Origin of the sequence: Bifidobacterium miconisargentati, assembly GCF_019331675.1 — a bacterium.
GTDB classification, from domain to species: domain Bacteria; phylum Actinomycetota; class Actinomycetes; order Actinomycetales; family Bifidobacteriaceae; genus Bifidobacterium; species Bifidobacterium miconisargentati.
This window is the reverse complement of sequence record NZ_JAHBBJ010000002.1, coordinates 269,157-284,219: the sequence shown is the minus strand read 5'-3', so window position 1 is coordinate 284,219 and position 15,063 is coordinate 269,157. Positions and strand designations below refer to the sequence as shown.

Here is a 15,063-nt window from a genome sequence, read left to right as displayed (position 1 = left end):
AATATGAGTGTATCTTCGCGTATCCGCATGCAATTCGTCCGTTCCGTCGCGCCCGCCGCGGAAGGTGCCGCAGGTTCCGGCTCGACCGGTGCGGTAGCCGGCAGCACTACCGCCGGCAAGCTCGGCTCGCACAACACCGGCGTGGCCGATTCCGGCCGCTGGTCCACCCGCCGCATCGCCATGTACGCGCTGTTCGTGGCGCTGGCGATGGTGACGAGCTTCATCGAGTTCCCGATCACGCCCGTGACCTGGCTCAAGTACGACCCGTCCGGCATCGTGTGCCTGATCGCCGGCTTCGCCTACGGACCGTCCGCCGCGGTGATCGTCTCCGTGCTCGGTTTCGTGCCGCATGTGTTCGCCGATCCGTGGGGCACGTTGATGGCGGTACTTGTGGCGCTGTGCCTGTCCGTGCCGGCTTCGCTCATCTACCGCAAGGCCCGCACCCGCAAGGGTGCCGCGATCGGTATTCTGGCGGGCGCGGTTCTGGCCATCGCCGCCGCGATCGTGGGCAACCTCATCGTCACGCCGATCTACGCGCACATGACGGTCTCCGCCGTGGCCGCGATGATCGTGCCGATCCTGCTGCCGTTCAACATCGCCAAAATGGCGATTCACGCTGTGGTGACGTTCCTTATCTATAAGCCGATCTCCAATCTGCTCGCCAAGCAGCAGTGAGTGCGCTCGTACGGCGCAACCGGCCGCGCACCGTTTCTGGCTCATCTCGCTGCGGGAAACCGTCAGTAGAAGAGCACTAGACACGGCGACGTTACCTGGCTCCCCTCTCTGAGGGGAGCTGTCAGCGAAGCTGACTGAGGGGAGCACCACGGAAAGCCGCTCCCCTCAGTCTCACTGCGTTCGACAGCTCCCCTCAGAGAGGGAGCCAAAAACATCTTCCTCATTCCGCTTTTCACTTTTACAACCCGTTACCCAACACACATTCCCTGGATTGCCGATACATGACCGCTTCTCCCCTCTCCCCCACCGCCGCTGAGCTAAGAAACATCCGTTTCAGTTACGACCACGGCTCCACCTGGGCATTGGATGATGTCTCGCTGACTATCCAAGCCGGCGAGCGAGTGTGCCTGGTGGGCCCGAACGGCTCCGGCAAGTCCACGCTGGCCCGTCTCATCGCAGGCCTGACCGCCCCGGACGCGGGTAAGGTGACGCTGCTCGGTCATCGCGTCTTCGCGGATGACGGCCCGAACGCGGCCGAATACCGTGCGGCCCGCCGCGGCATCGGCGTGGTGTTCCAGAATCCCGAGGACCAGCTCGTCACCACCGTGCTTGAAGATGACGTGGCCTTCGGACCGGAGAATCTCGGACTTGACCGCGCGATTATCGGCAAACGTATTCAGCAAAGCCTTGAAGCCGTGGACTTGGCAAACGTTCGCCGCGCCGACCCCACACGTATGAGCGGTGGCCAGCAGCAACGTTCAGCCATCGCCGGCATGCTGGCCATGAACCCGTCCATGCTGGTGCTGGACGAACCCACCGCCATGCTGGACGAGACCGCCCGGGCCGAGGTGATGCGCGTGCTGGACGCCTTGCAGGAGCGCGGCACCACCATCGTGCACGTGACCCATCACACGGACGAGACGTGCCACGCCGACCGCGTAATCCATATGCGGTCCGGCCACATCATCGAGGATGCGCCCGGCAACGCCGCCGCACAATGCCTGGAAACCGGGGAATCATCGGCCGTAGACAACCCGCATTACGGCAGTCATCCGGCCGCCCCGCTGCCACTGCTCAGCGATCTCTCCGACCTGTCCACATCGACGACAAACACCACTCCCCCGCCGGCCGTCATCCGTGTCTCGCATCTGACCTATCGGTATGCGGGCGGCGAGCAACCGGTGATCGACGACCTGTCCTTCTCCATTCGGCAGGGCGAGACCGTCGCGCTGATGGGTTCCAACGGCTCCGGCAAGTCCACGCTGGTCCGCTTGCTGTGCGCCTTGGCCAAGCCGGATTCCGGCAGTATCGAGGTGGCCGGCATTCCCGTGGCGCGTCCAAAACCCGCCAATCGCAGGCAGCTTGCGGAACTGCGCCGTCATGTGGGATATGTGATGCAGCATCCCGAGCATCAGCTGTTCGCGGAGACGGTGGCCGAGGACGTGGCGTACGGCCCGCGCAATCAGGGACTGGGCGAAGCGGAAGTCAACGAGCGCGTGCGCGAGGCCCTGTCGATGCTCCACATCGAGCATCTGGCGGACCGTTCCCCGTTCGATCTGTCCGGAGGCCAGCAGCGGCTTGCGGCCATCGCCGGCGTGGTGGCATGCCGTCCGGATGTGCTGATCATGGACGAGCCGACGGCCAGTCTCGACGTGCATGCCAAGGCTCGCATTCACGAGTTGTTGCAAACGTTACGCAAGCGTGGCGTCACGATGCTCATCATCACCCACGACCGTGCGGAGGCCGAGGCCCTTGCCGACCATGTGGTGCGCATGCCGGCCGCCGCCGAAACCAGCCAATCGGATAGGGCCCGGAGCGCTTCCACGCCGATGGATGCCACTCCAGTAACTCCAGTAACTCCAGTAACTCCAGCAACTCCAGCAACCCCAGCAGCCCCAGCAAATATCCCGCGGACCGCCATGGGCGATTCTCCGGCAGCCCGCAGTACCGGCGGACGTAAGTCGGACCTTTCAGACGTCACGGCGTCGGAGGACACCAGGAAACAGCCCACGTCCGCGGCATCCGGCGATTCCGGACGCGACCGTCGCTCCCCGATCCACCGGCTGGACCCGCGCGCGAAGATGGTGGGCTTCCTGGCCGCGATGTTCACGATGTTCGCCGTGAACACACCCGTACAGCTGGCGCTGGGCGTAGCGCTCACGTTGGCGGTGATGGCCGCCGCCCGGCTCAACCCGATTCGCGTGTTCGCCGCGATTCACCCCCTGTTGGCCCTGCTCGCGTTGATGAGCCTGTGCAATCTGGTGGTGGTACGCACCGGCACGCCATTGCTCGCATGGGGACCGCTGAGCATCACCGATGACGGCGTGACCATCGCGGTGCTGTACACCTGCCGTTTCGCGCTGGTCATCATCATGGGTGCGATGTTCCTGATGACCACCACGCCCACTGCCATGACGGATGCCTTCGAGGCCCTGCTGCGCCCGTTCTCCCGGTTCGGCCTGCATACGCAGGAGATTGCGCTGGTGATGAGTCTTGCCCTGCGATTCATTCCCACGCTGACCGGCGAGACGCGCGCCATCGTCGATGCGCAGGCGGCCCGCGGAGGATCCATCGAGACCGGTTCGCTCGCCCAGCGCGTCAAGGCGATGAGCGCCATCATCGTGCCGGTGTTCGCGGGAACGCTGCGTCATGCGGATAACCTCTCGCTCGCACTGGACGCGCGCTGCTATGAGGAGGGCATCTCCCGCACGCATTGGCGAGTCTTCGCCCCGGCCCTGCGCGATGCGGTGTTCGCCACAGCGGTGATCGCGTATATCGCCGCGATTGTGGTGCTGTAAAACCATCATCAGTAGAAAGCAACCCCTGCTTTCATAGCCGGGCCTGTGTTGCGGCGATACGATGGCGAGCGATGCCAGCAGACAATCCGCGGCATATGGCATAGCCCGCAGGCCCGATGCCGCGAAACGGCTCATCCGTACCGCATGACGCGCCCGGCGGGTATGCTGTTGGGGTTATCGAAACGTAAGGAATTCCCATGGCATTGACCAAAAAGCAAATCAAGCAGCTGCGTGCGCTGGCCAACTCCCTGAAGCCCCTGTTCTACGTGGGCAAGAACGACCTGACCGAGGCCGCCATCAAGCAGGCCGACGAGACCATCGAGAAGCACGAGCTCATCAAGTGCGCCGTGCAGGACGGCTCCGGTCTGACCGCCAAGGAGGCGGCCGAGGAGCTGGCCGAGCAGCTGAACGCCGAAGTGGTGCAGTCCATCGGCAACCGCTTCGTGATCTACCGCCGCTCCCAGCGCAAGGATGTGGAGCACATCAAGCTCGTGCGCGAGTAATCACGACGAATCGTCGTCCAAGGCTTCCCGAGTGGGAAGCCTTTTTCGTATGCGGAAAGCGCCCCGCGCCGCCCGCACGGTTCCGCTCTTCGACAAAACGTGAGAAGATGGTGGACAGCAACGGTCCAATGCCGTTCGTTCAGAGAAGGGACCCAACGATGAGCGATAACCAACAACCATACATTCCGGCCAATCCGGACGGCCAGCCGCAGGCCGACGCCTCGCAGAACCCGGCATACAACGCCCCAACCAGCCAGCCGCAGTCCGGATACGCCACGCCGCAACAGTCCGTCTACGGACAGGCCGGCACCGAATACGCTTCGCAGACCAACGCCTATGCCCAGCCGGGAGCCTACGGACAGCCGGCCTACAGCCAGAACGCTTACGGTCAGGCCACACCGAACGGTTACCAGCAGCCCGCGCCCGGCACGCAGGATTACGCTCAGGGGGCGAACGCCTACGCCCAGCCGCAGTATGGCCAGCAGGCGCCCAACGCCCCTTACGGACAGCAGGCTTATGGCCAGCAGCAGTATGCGCAACCGCAGTACTCCCAGCCCGCCAATCCGTACACGCAGCCCCAGCCCCCGTACGGCGCGCCGCAGTACCCCGCCGCGGGCTACTCCACCAAGTCCAAGATGGCCGCCGGCCTCCTGGGCATCTTCCTTGGCTCCCTGGGCGTGCACAACTTCTATCTGGGATACACGGGCAAGGCCGTGGCACAGCTGCTGCTCACGCTGGTCGGCTGGATTCTGCTCGGCCTGGGCCCGATCGCGGCCGCCATCTGGGGTCTGGTCGAGGGCATCCTCATCATCTCCAGCCAGTACGGCTCGCCGTGGCACAAGGACGCCAACGGTCAGGAGCTGACGGACTAGCCGTCAATCCGTAGCTACGATCGCCCGCTGAGGTCGGTACACGACCATCGACGGGCATTCCCATGCGGATGGCTCCCCACCGGCTTCCGCCCAGTCATCGATGAAGCCTCTCGCGCACAATCCGACACGCCGGCCATGGACTCACTGCAATGTCCATGGCCGTTTTTGTTGTCCTCTTCACCGCAAAAACGCACATCATGAATGTGCGTTTTATATTCCAAATGAACAGACACAGACACACCGGAACAGAATCTTCCAACACCGTTACTGCTAGGTTAATACTTTACAAAACGGCTTTATTTCAATATTTTCAGTGTTACGCTTAGGAACCAGCACAAGCCAATGTGCAAGATATCTTCCCTTCAGCCGGAAGATATATGATGTGCGTTTACATAGCTAAACGAACATCATAGGACAGTAGTCGTGACGGCCCGCCTGGAGTCGCCATCGAAGCGAAAGGACATCATCATGGCGGAAGAAAAAGTCATCGTCGTCGACCCCGATATGTTCGGCAAGACCCCGGAGGCCAAGACGGCCAAGGCCAACGAAGTGGCCAAGAGCTTCGGCATCAGCCAGCAGGCGTTGGATGAGGTGGAGTACTTCAAACAGCAGCTGACCAACCACAACGCATGGGACCTGCCCTTCATGGGCTACGTGAACGACGATGGCTATGGCTACGCCTACGTGCCGGACGCCGCCATCACCACGACCCCCTACTGGGACGCGCATAAGGCTTTCTTGGCCCTGCCGGAGGACGTGCAGACCGCGTTCGCCATCCGTATGCTGTTCACGCATCGCCCGGTCGACCGCTATGGTGCCGCCATGTTCCTGCACTACCAGCGCGGCTTCAAGGTGGACTTCGAGGGCAACGGCGCCAACAAGTGGTGAGTCGATAAGTCGGCAATAAGAACCGGCCATTGCATCCGGCTCCATTGCGAACGCAAAAAGGTGTGCGACAACGGCGTCGCACACCTTTTTTATCCCGCCTTACCGGCCGACCAAGTTGATGAGCTCCTGATGCTTGGCATAACGGGAGACGTTGGCGAGCGCGATGTGGATGATCTGCTCGGAGGTCTCCTTCAGATGGTTGCCACCGGCCACATGCGGCGTAATCAGGCAGCGAGGCTCGTCCCACAACAGGCTTTCGGCCGGCAATGGCTCCGGCTCGGTCACGTCCAGTCCCGCACCGCGCAGCTGTCCGGCCGCCAGCGCCGCGCTCAGGGCTTCGGCGTCAATGGCGTCTCCCCTGCCGGCGTTGAGCACGATGGCCGTGGGCTTGAGCTTGGCCAGTCGTGCTGCATCCAGCAGATGATGCGTCTGCGGGGAACGCGGCACGGCCAGCACGATGACGTCGGCCAGCGGCAGCAGCGCGTCCAGACGGTCGAAACCATACATCTTCTCAATGCCCTTCGCGGGCACATCCGCATGACGACGCACACCGAACGTGCGCATGCCCACGGCCTGCGCCAGCACGCCGAAGTGCGAGCCGATGTCCCCGGCACCGATGATCAGCGCGATGCCGCCTTCCGGGCTCAGCACCGAGCCCTCGTCCCGCCAGCGATGGTCCCGCTGGTTCGAGGCGTACCGGTTGAGGTTCTTCATCAGGGCCCACATCATGGAGAACAGGTGCTCGGACACGCTGCGACCGTATGCACCGCTGGCGTTGGTCACCATGGTGCCGCGCGGCAGCACGCCGGGGCGCACGTAGGCGTCCACGCCGGCGCTGAAGGTCTGCAGCCATTCGATGCGCGTGTATTTCGCGGCCTCGGCGGCCGGGAAGTTGCCGATGACGGCGGTGGCCTGCGCCTTAAGTTCCTCGGGAACGTTCGCATGCCATACCATGTCGCCGCGCTGGGACTCATCGCCCACGAATTCCTGCGGCACCCCGCGCGCGGCCTTGGTGAAGGCCTGGCGTTCGGCCTCGTTGAGCGGCAGGCAGTTGACGATCAGCTTATGCGTGTTCTCGATTCCCATGGTTCACCAACCTAGGCGGCAGGGCGGATATTGATGGAGCACGGAAGACCCCATCGGAATCAATCGCCCCGCGGACGATCAGCGAGACCGGCGCGCGCGGATGCGGAACGCGGTGGCCAGGCAACCCCAGCCGATCACGCAGATCACGATCATCGTGGCGAACGTCCATGCGCCGCCCACGGCGGTGGCGTGCGCAAACCGCGGCGTGCCCTCCTCGCCCGCGCCGGCCTGCGCCACGGCGAGAATCGTGGAGAACAGCGCGGTACCGGCCGCGCCGCCGAACTGCAGGCCGGTGTTGAAGATGGCGTTGCCGTCCGGGCGGAACTGGTGAGGCACTTCCGAAAGACCGCTGGTCATCACGTTGGCGTTGCCGATGGCGTAGAGGAAGCCGAAGATGAAGTAGAAGCCGGCCAGCATCACGGGCGTCAGGTGCATCGAGAAGACCAGCATCAGCACCGGGCCCAGAATGGCGATGCCGAGCGGGATGAGAATGGGCTTGACCGCACCGAACTTGTCGTAGAACCAGCCGCCCACGGGCGCGCACACGGCACCGACCAAGGCACCAGGCAGCACCAGCGAGCCGGCCACGAACGCGCTGGCACCGAGCGACAGCTGGGCCACGTTCGTGATCACGTAGCCGTATCCGATGGCCACGAGCGGCAGCAGCGTGTAGGCCAGGGCATGCAGCAACACGGCCGGGTCGCGCAGGATGCCGAGGCGCAGCAACGGCGAGAACGCGCGTTTGGAGCTCACGGCGAACAGCAGCAGCGCCCCCAGGCCAACCATCAGGCTCACCATGGCCACGATGCCGGACTTCATGGCCGCTCCCCCGCTCACGGCAGCGCTGACGGCCACGCCGCCCTGGTTAAGGGCGAGCACCAGGCCAACCAGCGCGATGATGATGGAGCCCAGCTGGATCGGGTCAAGATATGCGGCCTCAGTGGGCGTGCGCTGTTCGATGCAGGCGCATCCGATGACCGCGGCGACGAGCATGAGCGGCACCGCGATGACGAAGATGGCGCGCCACGGCAGCACGCTGGTCACCGCGCCTCCCACGGTGGGGCCGATGGCCGGGGCCACGGTGATCACCAGCGAGCCGACGCCCATGAGTCGGCCGATCTTGGAGCGCGGCGACTGTTCAAGGATGATATTGATCATCAGCGGCGTGGCGATGCCGGAGCCGACGCCCTGGATGATGCGGGCCACGATCATGAGCGGGAAAGCCGTGGCGAAGATCATGATGAGCGAGCCGACGACCCCCAACGCCACGGCCGCAAGGAAGATGGCCTTCAGACGGAAGCGCCGCTTGAGGAACGAGCTGATGGGCATGGTGGCCGCCACGGACAGCAGGTAGATGGTGGTGATCCACTGCACGGTGGCGGTGTCCACGTGGAATTCGCGCATGAGGGCCGGGAAGAGCACGGTCATCACGGTTTCCGTGAGGATGCCGATGAAGGCCAGCGATCCCACGGCCACGATGGCACCGATCAGTCGGGCCGGAATCCTCTCGGAATCCGCGGATCCGATCCCCGCGTTCATGTGTTTCGTCTCTGCTTCAGGCATGATGCTCCCATACGTTCGGTGTCAACAAGCGGAATGTCAGGTTTACCAACCGGCATGATGGTACTACGCGCTCGAACGGCCGATCGTTTTCAGCAACTTTCGACATATGCTTCCGGCTCACTGGCGCGCTGTTCAAAATAGCCACTTCGCAGTCTAGGTCATCGGTGGGATGCCCGCATACGGGGGCCGGCGTGTCCCGCGCCGTCAATCGCGCAGCGCATCACAGCGCATCACAGCGCGCCGCGGTACACCGCAGTACACCTTGCCACGCAATCGGTCCGCATACCCGCAATAAACGCCGAAAGCACTTCGGGGCGCGACCCGGAAACCCAGGCCGCGCCCCAAAGTGCGATGAAAGGAAGAAAAGGAGAGAGAGAAAGGAAATCATGGCGTGCAACCCGTGGCGTACCGTTTCGTTCCGCGGCCGGTCTCGGCAATGAAGACCGGCCGCGTACGGAACCGGAAGGCTGCCCGCCTATTCAGTTATGCATATTCAGTTATCGATATTCAATTATTCTTCAGTTGTTCTTCAGTTATGCCGGTTGTCAATCACGGTCGGCTATTTCTTTTCCCCGACCGCCATCACGGCGCGCTGCAGCACCACGAAGACGAGGATCATGAGGCCGATCACGATGGTGGTCCATTCGGCCGGCACGCCAAGGTCGGTGGTGAGCGGGTCGAGGATGGAGCGGACCAGTGCGCCGAGCACAGAGCCGAGCACGTAGCCGAAGCCACCGGTGATGATCGTGCCGCCGATGACCACGGAGGCCACAGCGTCGAGCTCCCAGCCCACACCCACGGTGTTCTTGGCGGAACCGATGTTCGCGGTGTACACGATGGAGGCCAGGGCGGCCAGCGTGGCGGAGGTCAGGTAGATGATGTACTGCGTGCGCTTGACCGGCAGACCCATGAGCTCAGCGGAGGAGCGGGAGCCGCCGATGGCGTAGATGGTGCGGCCGGTGCGGGTGTGGTGCAGCAGGATGTAGCCGAACACCACCACGAGCAGGGCGATGATCACGCCGACGTTGATGGTCAGATCGTGGGAGATCTTCGGGCGATCGATGATCTTGATCTCGGCGGAGATGATGTTGAAGTTGTTTCCGTCGGGGAAGGTCAGCGAATCGGTGGAGATGATGGAGGCAAGACCACGAGCCAGGAACATCGTCGACAGCGTGGCGATGAACGGCTGCATGTTGAACTCCTCGATCAGCGTGCCGGCGAGCAGGCCGAACACGGCGCCGATGAGCAGCATGATGATCATGACCAAGATGGAGGGGACGCCCGCGTTGGCGAGCTTGAGGCCGATCACTGCGGTGATGGCCACGATGGCGCCCACGGACAGATCGATGCCGCCGGTCAGGATCGGCAGGGTCATGGCCACTGCCAGGATAATCAGGTAGGCGTGGTCGATGAACAGGGAGGAGACGAAGCCCAGACGCAGGTAGGTGCCGAACATCGCCTGACCCATGATGATCATGAGGATGAAGATCACCACGGCCGCGAGGGTCGGAATCATCTGGCGATCGATCTTGAAGCCCTTCTTGGGAGCCTTCACTTTGTTTGCCGTAGCTGTTGTCATGCTGCCACCGCCTTAGCTTGAGCCTTGAGCGCACGCTTACGCTTCATTTCAGCGCCCAGGTTATGAATCTTCGGAGCCTGCATCACGCAGATCACGATCACCACGATGGCGAAGAAGGCCGGGGTGGCCTCGGCGTTGATGCCCAGGGTGATGATGGTCTTGCGGATCATGGCGATAATCACGGCGCCGACAGCGGAGCCGGCGAGAGAGAACTTGCCGCCGAGCAGCGAGGTTCCACCGATAACGACTGCCAGGATGGCGTACATCTCGAGGTCCTGACCGGTCTTGACCACGTCCACGCGCATCACGGATGCGGTGGCGAACAGGCCGGCGATGGCCGCGAGGAAGCCGGAGATGGCGTACACGAGGAAGAGGATCTTCCTCGGCTTGATGCCGGTCATGCGGGAGGCTTCCTGGTTGATGCCCACGGCCTCGATCATCATGCCCATGGCGGTCTTGCGGCACAGCAGGCCGACGAGGATCACGATGACCACGGCGATCACGAAGTTGGCGGGGATGCCGAGGATGAAGCCGTTGGCGAGCCACTTGAGCGGTTCGTTGCCGGCCACGGCGGAGGCGTCCGTGTTCTGGCCGGAGGTGATCACCTTGGCCATACCACGGCCGGCGAGCATCATGATCAGGGTGGTGATGAACGGCTGGAGGCCGAGCAGGGAGACCAGCGCACCGTTGATGCAGCCGATGGCCAGGCCGACGGCGAGGGCGATGAGGATGGAGACCCACACGTTGGTGCCGTTGGACAGGGTCTGCATGGCTGCGGCGCCGGCCACGGCCATCACGGAACCGACCGAAAGGTCGATGCCTGCGGTGGAGATGACCAAGGTCATGCCGGTGGCGATCATCAGGTAGCGGGCGGATTCCTGCAGCATGGTGATCAGCGGACCGGCCAGGCCGCCGGTGTTGTCGTTCCAGCTCAGAGCGAGGAAGTCATGCTGGAAGATGGTGCAGACGATGACCAGGAGGATGAACGCGAGCACCGACCAGGTCAGGTTGTTGCTCAGGAGCTTCTTGACGAGAGCGTTGCCCTCTTCTTTTGCCTTTTCAGCCATCTCATGCCTCCTTTCCGGTGTTCACGTTGGTGTTGGCGATGGTTTCGACGATGGTCGCCTGGGAGACGGTGTCGTCGTTTTCGATTTCTGCGATCTTGTGGCGATCCTTGAGGACCTCGATGTCGTCGGACAGGCGGACCACCTCTTCCAGCTCGGAGGAGATGAAGACCACGCCCATGCCCTTGGCGGCCAAGTCGAGCACGACCTGCTGGATCTCGGCCTTGGCGCCGATATCGATACCACGGGTCGGCTCGTCGAGGATCAGGAGCTCGGGGTGCGTGGCCAGCCAGCGGCCAATCAGCACCTTCTGCTGGTTACCACCGGAGAGGTTCTTGATCGGGCGGTCCGGGTCGGCGGGGCGAACGTTGAGTTCCTTCATGTACTTGTCGACGATCGCGTCCGCTTCCTTCTTCGGGATCGGCTTGAACATGCCGCGGGTCGCCTGCAGGGCGATGAGGATGTTCTGGCGGACGGTCAGGTCGCCGATGATGCCCTCGTCGCGGCGGTTCTCGGTGGAGTACGCGATCTTGTTCTTCAGGGCGGTGTACGGATCGGAGATGTTGACCTGCTTGCCGTTGAGCTCGTAGGTGCCCGAATCCGGCTTGTCGGCGCCGAACAGGAGTCGGCCGAGCTCGGTACGGCCGGAGCCCAGCAGGCCTGCGAAGCCGACGACCTCGCCGGAGTAGATGTCGAGGTCGACCGGGTTGATGGTGCCCTTCTTGCCCAGGCCCTTGACGTCCACGATCGGCTTCTCGCCGGACTTGATCTCGCGGCGGGCCTTCTTGGCGCCGATCTGGGAAAGTTCGGCGGCGGACTTGCCGATCATCATGCCGATGAGCTCGTCACGCGGGGTGTCCTTGGTCATGACCTCCTTGATGAACTTGCCGTTGCGCAGGATGGTCAGACGGTCGGTGATCTCGTAGATCTGATCGAGGAAGTGGGAGACGAAGAGGATGGCCACGCCCGAGTCACGGACCTTGCGCATGATCTTGAACAGATCCTGCACCTCGTTCGCGTCCAGGGAGGAGGTAGGCTCATCGAGGATGAGCACCTTCGCGTTGATGACCATGGCGCGGGCGATGGCCACGAGCTGCTGCATGGCGATGGAGATGGAGCTCAGCGGGGTGTGCGGGTCGATGGCCTCGAGGCCCATCTGGGCCAGGTAGGTCTTGGCGGCCTCGTGGGTCTTCTTCCAGTCGATGCCGAACGGGCCGCGCTTTTCGTGGCCCAGCATCACGTTCTCGCCGACGGAGAGGTTGGTGCACAGGTTCACTTCCTGGTACACGGTGGCGATGCCGGCGTTCTGCGCATCCAGCGTGCCGTTGAACTGCTGCGGCTTGCCATCCACCAGAATGGTGCCGGCGTTGATCTTGTACACACCGGTCAGAGCCTTGATCATGGTGGACTTACCGGCGCCATTCTCACCCATGAGGGCGTGGACTTCGCCCGGGTAGAGGGTCAGATCGACACCGTCCAAAGCCTTGACGCCCGGGAATTCAATCGTGATGCCCTTCATCACGACGATAGGGGTTTTGTCTGTCATGTCTTTGCCTTATCGAGAAGGGGTTTGTTATCGTTTTGTGATATTTGAGCCAGACATGAATGATGGTGTGGAGGAAGCGATTCCTCTCACACCATCACTGCTTGTTCGGTTCAGTTATCGGTTGTGCTGCTGATGGCCTTCAGTGGCGGATCAGTAGGCGCGGGAGCCGTTGTCCAGGGCTTCCTTGGCGCTGGCGGCGTCGAAGGTCTTGGACTCGATCTGGATGTCCTTCTCGACGGTCTTGCCATCGAGGTAGTCCTTGACGGCCTGAGCGGTCTCCTTGCCGAAGATCGGGTTGTACTCGATCACGAAGGAGAGGTCGCCGTCAACCAGGGCCTGCAGGGCGTTCTTCGTACCATCGATGGTGATGATCTTGACCTTGCCCTTGAGGCCGGCGGCGTCAACGGCCTGAGCGGCACCGAGGCCCATCTCGTCGTTCTGGGCGAAGATGAACTGCGGGTTCTCGGACTTGTACTTGTCCAGCAGGCCGGCGGTCACGGTCTTGGCCTCATCAGTGGACCAGTTGGCGGACTGGGACTCGAGAACCTTGATGTTGGAGGCGACCTTGTCGAACCAGCCGGTGCCACGATCCTTCACCACGGACAGGCCTGCGGGGCCTTCCAGGATGAAGCCGTTGGCGCCATCCGGGAAGCTCTTGTTCACGAACTCGGCGGCCTGCTGGCCGGCCCACTCGTTGGACGGGCCGATGTGGGAGACGATGGCCTTCTTGGCCTCGGAGTCCTTGACCTCGACGTTACGATCCACGGTGAAGACCGGGATCTCGGCCTCGGCGGCCTTCTTCAGGGAGTCATCCCAACCGGAATCCTCGGTGGAGGACAGGATGATGGCGTCCACTTCGTCGTTGACGAACTTGTTGAATGCCTGAATCTGCTTCTGCTGATCGTTGTTCTGGGTCGGCGAGTACTGCAGGTCGAAGCCGGCGTCCTTGAACGCGGCCTTGATGTCGTCCTCGTTGGCGGTACGGAAGCCGCCCTCAGGACCGACGGCCACGAAGCCGACGACCTTCTTGCCGGAATCACTGGAACCACCGTCACCGGAATTGCTGGAACCGCAGGCGGCGACGCTCACCAGAGCGGCGGCGGAAGCAACGAGGGCAATGGCCTTCTTCCAATTCTTCATGAATACTCCTCCTCGAGCAGTTTTCCTCTGAGTGATCGTTCACTCACATTGATGGAAGCTTCTTTGATGTTTTCCATCGACAATCTCTAGTATGGTGTGAACGCTCCCAATGTTCAATCGTGAGCGATAACAGTTTGGTAACAGCTCTATAACGGTTTGATAACAGTAGTCCGAAACCGCGCCAATCCGCCGTTTTACGGGGTTCGGGCGGGCCATAATAGTGTGTGGTTGCGCGGTGGCATCTGCCGTCCGGGCACCGGGCGACGAAGTTGCCGCGAATAGATAACAAACCACCGAACATCGGTTTATGTAAGAAAGGTGAGCTATGGATACCGTGTTTCTCATCATCAAGCAGGTGGAGGGCGTCAAGCACCTGGCCGGCGTGGCCGCCACGATCGGCGATGCGGCCAAGCTGCTGGCCAAGTGGGAGCCCGAGTGCCCGGACAACTTCAACTTCCTGGGCACCAAGGAGGAATATGGCGTGACCCGCCACCTGTTCAACATCCCGTTCAACATGGAATACCTCATCTACGAGGTCCCGATGAACTCCGAAGTGCCGGCCGAGCTCTTCAAGAAGGAATACGGCGGCATCTGATCCGGCCTTCCGTTCGCCGTTTTCGGGGCCGGTGCCCGGCGGTTCCCTTTTGGACCGCCCGTGCACCGGCCCTTTCGCGTATTTGTAGGCCGACGCACGAGGAACTCAGTTCGGAAATCCGCATCGGCCGATATCGCATTCATCCAACCCCATAGCATGAATCGCCCCCTAGCGGTCGTTTGAGTCTAGAAGCGAGTCCCTTCTGTATTGAAAAGACCGTCAAACAGGCGATTTGCGGTCGTTTGAGTACAGTAATGAGTCCCTTCTGTACTGGAACGACCGCGAATCCCTCCCCCAGCGTCCTTTTCAGTACAGAAAAGCCCGTTCCTGGATTCAAATGACCGCGAAATGCCTTCCCAGAGGTCCTTTGAGTCCAGAAACACATGACTCCTGTACTCAAAGGGCCACACCCCCTCATCATCGGCCCTTCGAGTATGGAAAATCCCCTCCCCATACCCAAACGACCGCAGATCCGTCTCTCGGCATCCCTTTCAGTGCAAAAGCACCCGTTTCCCGGATCCGAACGACCGCGAAACATCTCAAGCGAAGATCCCGCGAAACGCATCATGACGCCATCCGGCCATCAATCAACCACCATACGGACGGCATGCGGGACAAGACCGCCATATTCACCAAAAAGCCGAGTTATCCCACACCCGTGCGGGACGACACGGCCATATACAACCAAAACGCCACATCGTCCCACACCAGACGCACACGCAATCCCCGGAAACAAGCCATTCCCGAGCACACC

Annotated in this window: 12 protein-coding genes; 6 read left to right on the top strand and 6 right to left on the bottom strand. The window is 62.2% G+C overall.

Features of this window, described 5'->3' with window-relative positions:
* The first annotated feature begins 3 nt into the window (after positions 1 to 3).
* The 5 genes from KIH81_RS02350 (at position 4) to KIH81_RS02325 (ending at position 5,736) form a co-directional block, all read left to right on the top strand.
* Positions 4 to 675 carry an ECF transporter S component gene (locus tag KIH81_RS02350; RefSeq protein ID WP_214303887.1) on the top strand — a complete coding sequence of 224 codons (672 nt, stop codon included), beginning with the start codon at positions 4 to 6 and terminating at the stop codon, positions 673 to 675.
* 281 nt (positions 676 to 956) lie between these two features.
* Entirely contained in the window at positions 957 to 3,473 is a 2,517-nt protein-coding gene (locus tag KIH81_RS11995; protein ID WP_236029163.1) for an energy-coupling factor transporter ATPase, read from the top strand.
* A 197-nt stretch (positions 3,474 to 3,670) separates the two neighbouring features.
* The gene (locus tag KIH81_RS02335) at positions 3,671 to 3,976 is read left to right on the top strand and encodes a YhbY family RNA-binding protein (RefSeq protein ID WP_214303886.1); all 306 of its coding nucleotides are present in this window, start codon (positions 3,671 to 3,673) and stop codon (positions 3,974 to 3,976) included.
* A 107-nt stretch (positions 3,977 to 4,083) separates the two neighbouring features.
* Positions 4,084 to 4,848: a TM2 domain-containing protein gene (locus tag KIH81_RS02330; RefSeq protein ID WP_214303885.1), complete on the top strand. Its 765-nt coding sequence runs from the start codon at positions 4,084 to 4,086 to the stop codon at positions 4,846 to 4,848.
* A 468-nt stretch (positions 4,849 to 5,316) separates the two neighbouring features.
* Positions 5,317 to 5,736 carry a glycerophosphodiester phosphodiesterase gene (locus KIH81_RS02325; protein ID WP_214303884.1) on the top strand — a complete coding sequence of 140 codons (420 nt, stop codon included), beginning with the start codon at positions 5,317 to 5,319 and terminating at the stop codon, positions 5,734 to 5,736.
* 99 nt (positions 5,737 to 5,835) lie between these two features.
* On the opposite strand, the gene KIH81_RS02320 is transcribed toward KIH81_RS02325, so the two are convergent.
* The 6 genes from KIH81_RS02320 to fruE form a co-directional block, all read right to left on the bottom strand.
* Positions 5,836 to 6,822, bottom strand: coding sequence for a D-2-hydroxyacid dehydrogenase (locus KIH81_RS02320; RefSeq protein ID WP_214303883.1), 987 nt, complete (start codon positions 6,820 to 6,822; stop codon positions 5,836 to 5,838).
* A 78-nt stretch (positions 6,823 to 6,900) separates the two neighbouring features.
* Entirely contained in the window at positions 6,901 to 8,361 is a 1,461-nt protein-coding gene (locus KIH81_RS02315) for an MFS transporter (RefSeq protein WP_214303882.1), read from the bottom strand.
* Between the two features lie 583 nt (positions 8,362 to 8,944).
* Complete coding sequence (fruG, locus tag KIH81_RS02310) at positions 8,945 to 9,964, bottom strand: fructose ABC transporter permease FruG (RefSeq protein ID WP_214303881.1); 1,020 nt, start codon at positions 9,962 to 9,964, stop codon at positions 8,945 to 8,947.
* Positions 9,961 to 11,031 carry a fructose ABC transporter permease FruF gene (fruF, locus tag KIH81_RS02305; protein WP_214303880.1) on the bottom strand — a complete coding sequence of 357 codons (1,071 nt, stop codon included), beginning with the start codon at positions 11,029 to 11,031 and terminating at the stop codon, positions 9,961 to 9,963. Before fruF ends, fruG begins: the two co-directional genes overlap by 4 nt.
* A gap of 1 nt (position 11,032) precedes the next feature.
* Positions 11,033 to 12,574 (bottom strand): fructose ABC transporter ATP-binding protein FruK, encoded by a 1,542-nt coding sequence (gene fruK / locus KIH81_RS02300; protein WP_214303879.1) that lies wholly within the window; start codon positions 12,572 to 12,574, stop codon positions 11,033 to 11,035.
* 150 nt (positions 12,575 to 12,724) lie between these two features.
* Positions 12,725 to 13,714 carry a fructose ABC transporter ATP-binding protein FruE gene (gene fruE / locus KIH81_RS02295; protein ID WP_214303878.1) on the bottom strand — a complete coding sequence of 330 codons (990 nt, stop codon included), beginning with the start codon at positions 13,712 to 13,714 and terminating at the stop codon, positions 12,725 to 12,727.
* Positions 13,715 to 14,039: 325 nt separating this feature from the next.
* Here fruE and KIH81_RS02290 point away from each other — a divergent pair, with 325 nt between their 5' ends.
* Positions 14,040 to 14,309 carry a hypothetical protein gene (locus KIH81_RS02290; protein WP_152208730.1) on the top strand — a complete coding sequence of 90 codons (270 nt, stop codon included), beginning with the start codon at positions 14,040 to 14,042 and terminating at the stop codon, positions 14,307 to 14,309.
* Positions 14,310 to 15,063 lie beyond the last annotated feature (754 nt).

What these genes read in the sequence shown, in the direction of transcription:
- fruE (WP_214303878.1), bottom strand. Translation starts at nt 13,714, where the DNA reads ATGAAGAATTGGAAGAAGGCCATTGCCCTCGTTGCTTCCGCCGCCGCT.
- KIH81_RS02290 (WP_152208730.1), top strand. Translation starts at nt 14,040, where the DNA reads ATGGATACCGTGTTTCTCATCATCAAGCAGGTGGAGGGCGTCAAGCAC.
- fruG (WP_214303881.1), bottom strand. Translation starts at nt 9,964, where the DNA reads ATGACAACAGCTACGGCAAACAAAGTGAAGGCTCCCAAGAAGGGCTTC.
- KIH81_RS02325 (WP_214303884.1), top strand. Translation starts at nt 5,317, where the DNA reads ATGGCGGAAGAAAAAGTCATCGTCGTCGACCCCGATATGTTCGGCAAG.
- KIH81_RS11995 (WP_236029163.1), top strand. Translation starts at nt 957, where the DNA reads ATGACCGCTTCTCCCCTCTCCCCCACCGCCGCTGAGCTAAGAAACATC.
- KIH81_RS02320 (WP_214303883.1), bottom strand. Translation starts at nt 6,822, where the DNA reads ATGGGAATCGAGAACACGCATAAGCTGATCGTCAACTGCCTGCCGCTC.
- KIH81_RS02315 (WP_214303882.1), bottom strand. Translation starts at nt 8,361, where the DNA reads ATGAACGCGGGGATCGGATCCGCGGATTCCGAGAGGATTCCGGCCCGA.
- KIH81_RS02350 (WP_214303887.1), top strand. Translation starts at nt 4, where the DNA reads ATGAGTGTATCTTCGCGTATCCGCATGCAATTCGTCCGTTCCGTCGCG.
- fruF (WP_214303880.1), bottom strand. Translation starts at nt 11,031, where the DNA reads ATGGCTGAAAAGGCAAAAGAAGAGGGCAACGCTCTCGTCAAGAAGCTC.
- KIH81_RS02330 (WP_214303885.1), top strand. Translation starts at nt 4,084, where the DNA reads ATGGTGGACAGCAACGGTCCAATGCCGTTCGTTCAGAGAAGGGACCCA.
- fruK (WP_214303879.1), bottom strand. Translation starts at nt 12,574, where the DNA reads ATGACAGACAAAACCCCTATCGTCGTGATGAAGGGCATCACGATTGAA.
- KIH81_RS02335 (WP_214303886.1), top strand. Translation starts at nt 3,671, where the DNA reads ATGGCATTGACCAAAAAGCAAATCAAGCAGCTGCGTGCGCTGGCCAAC.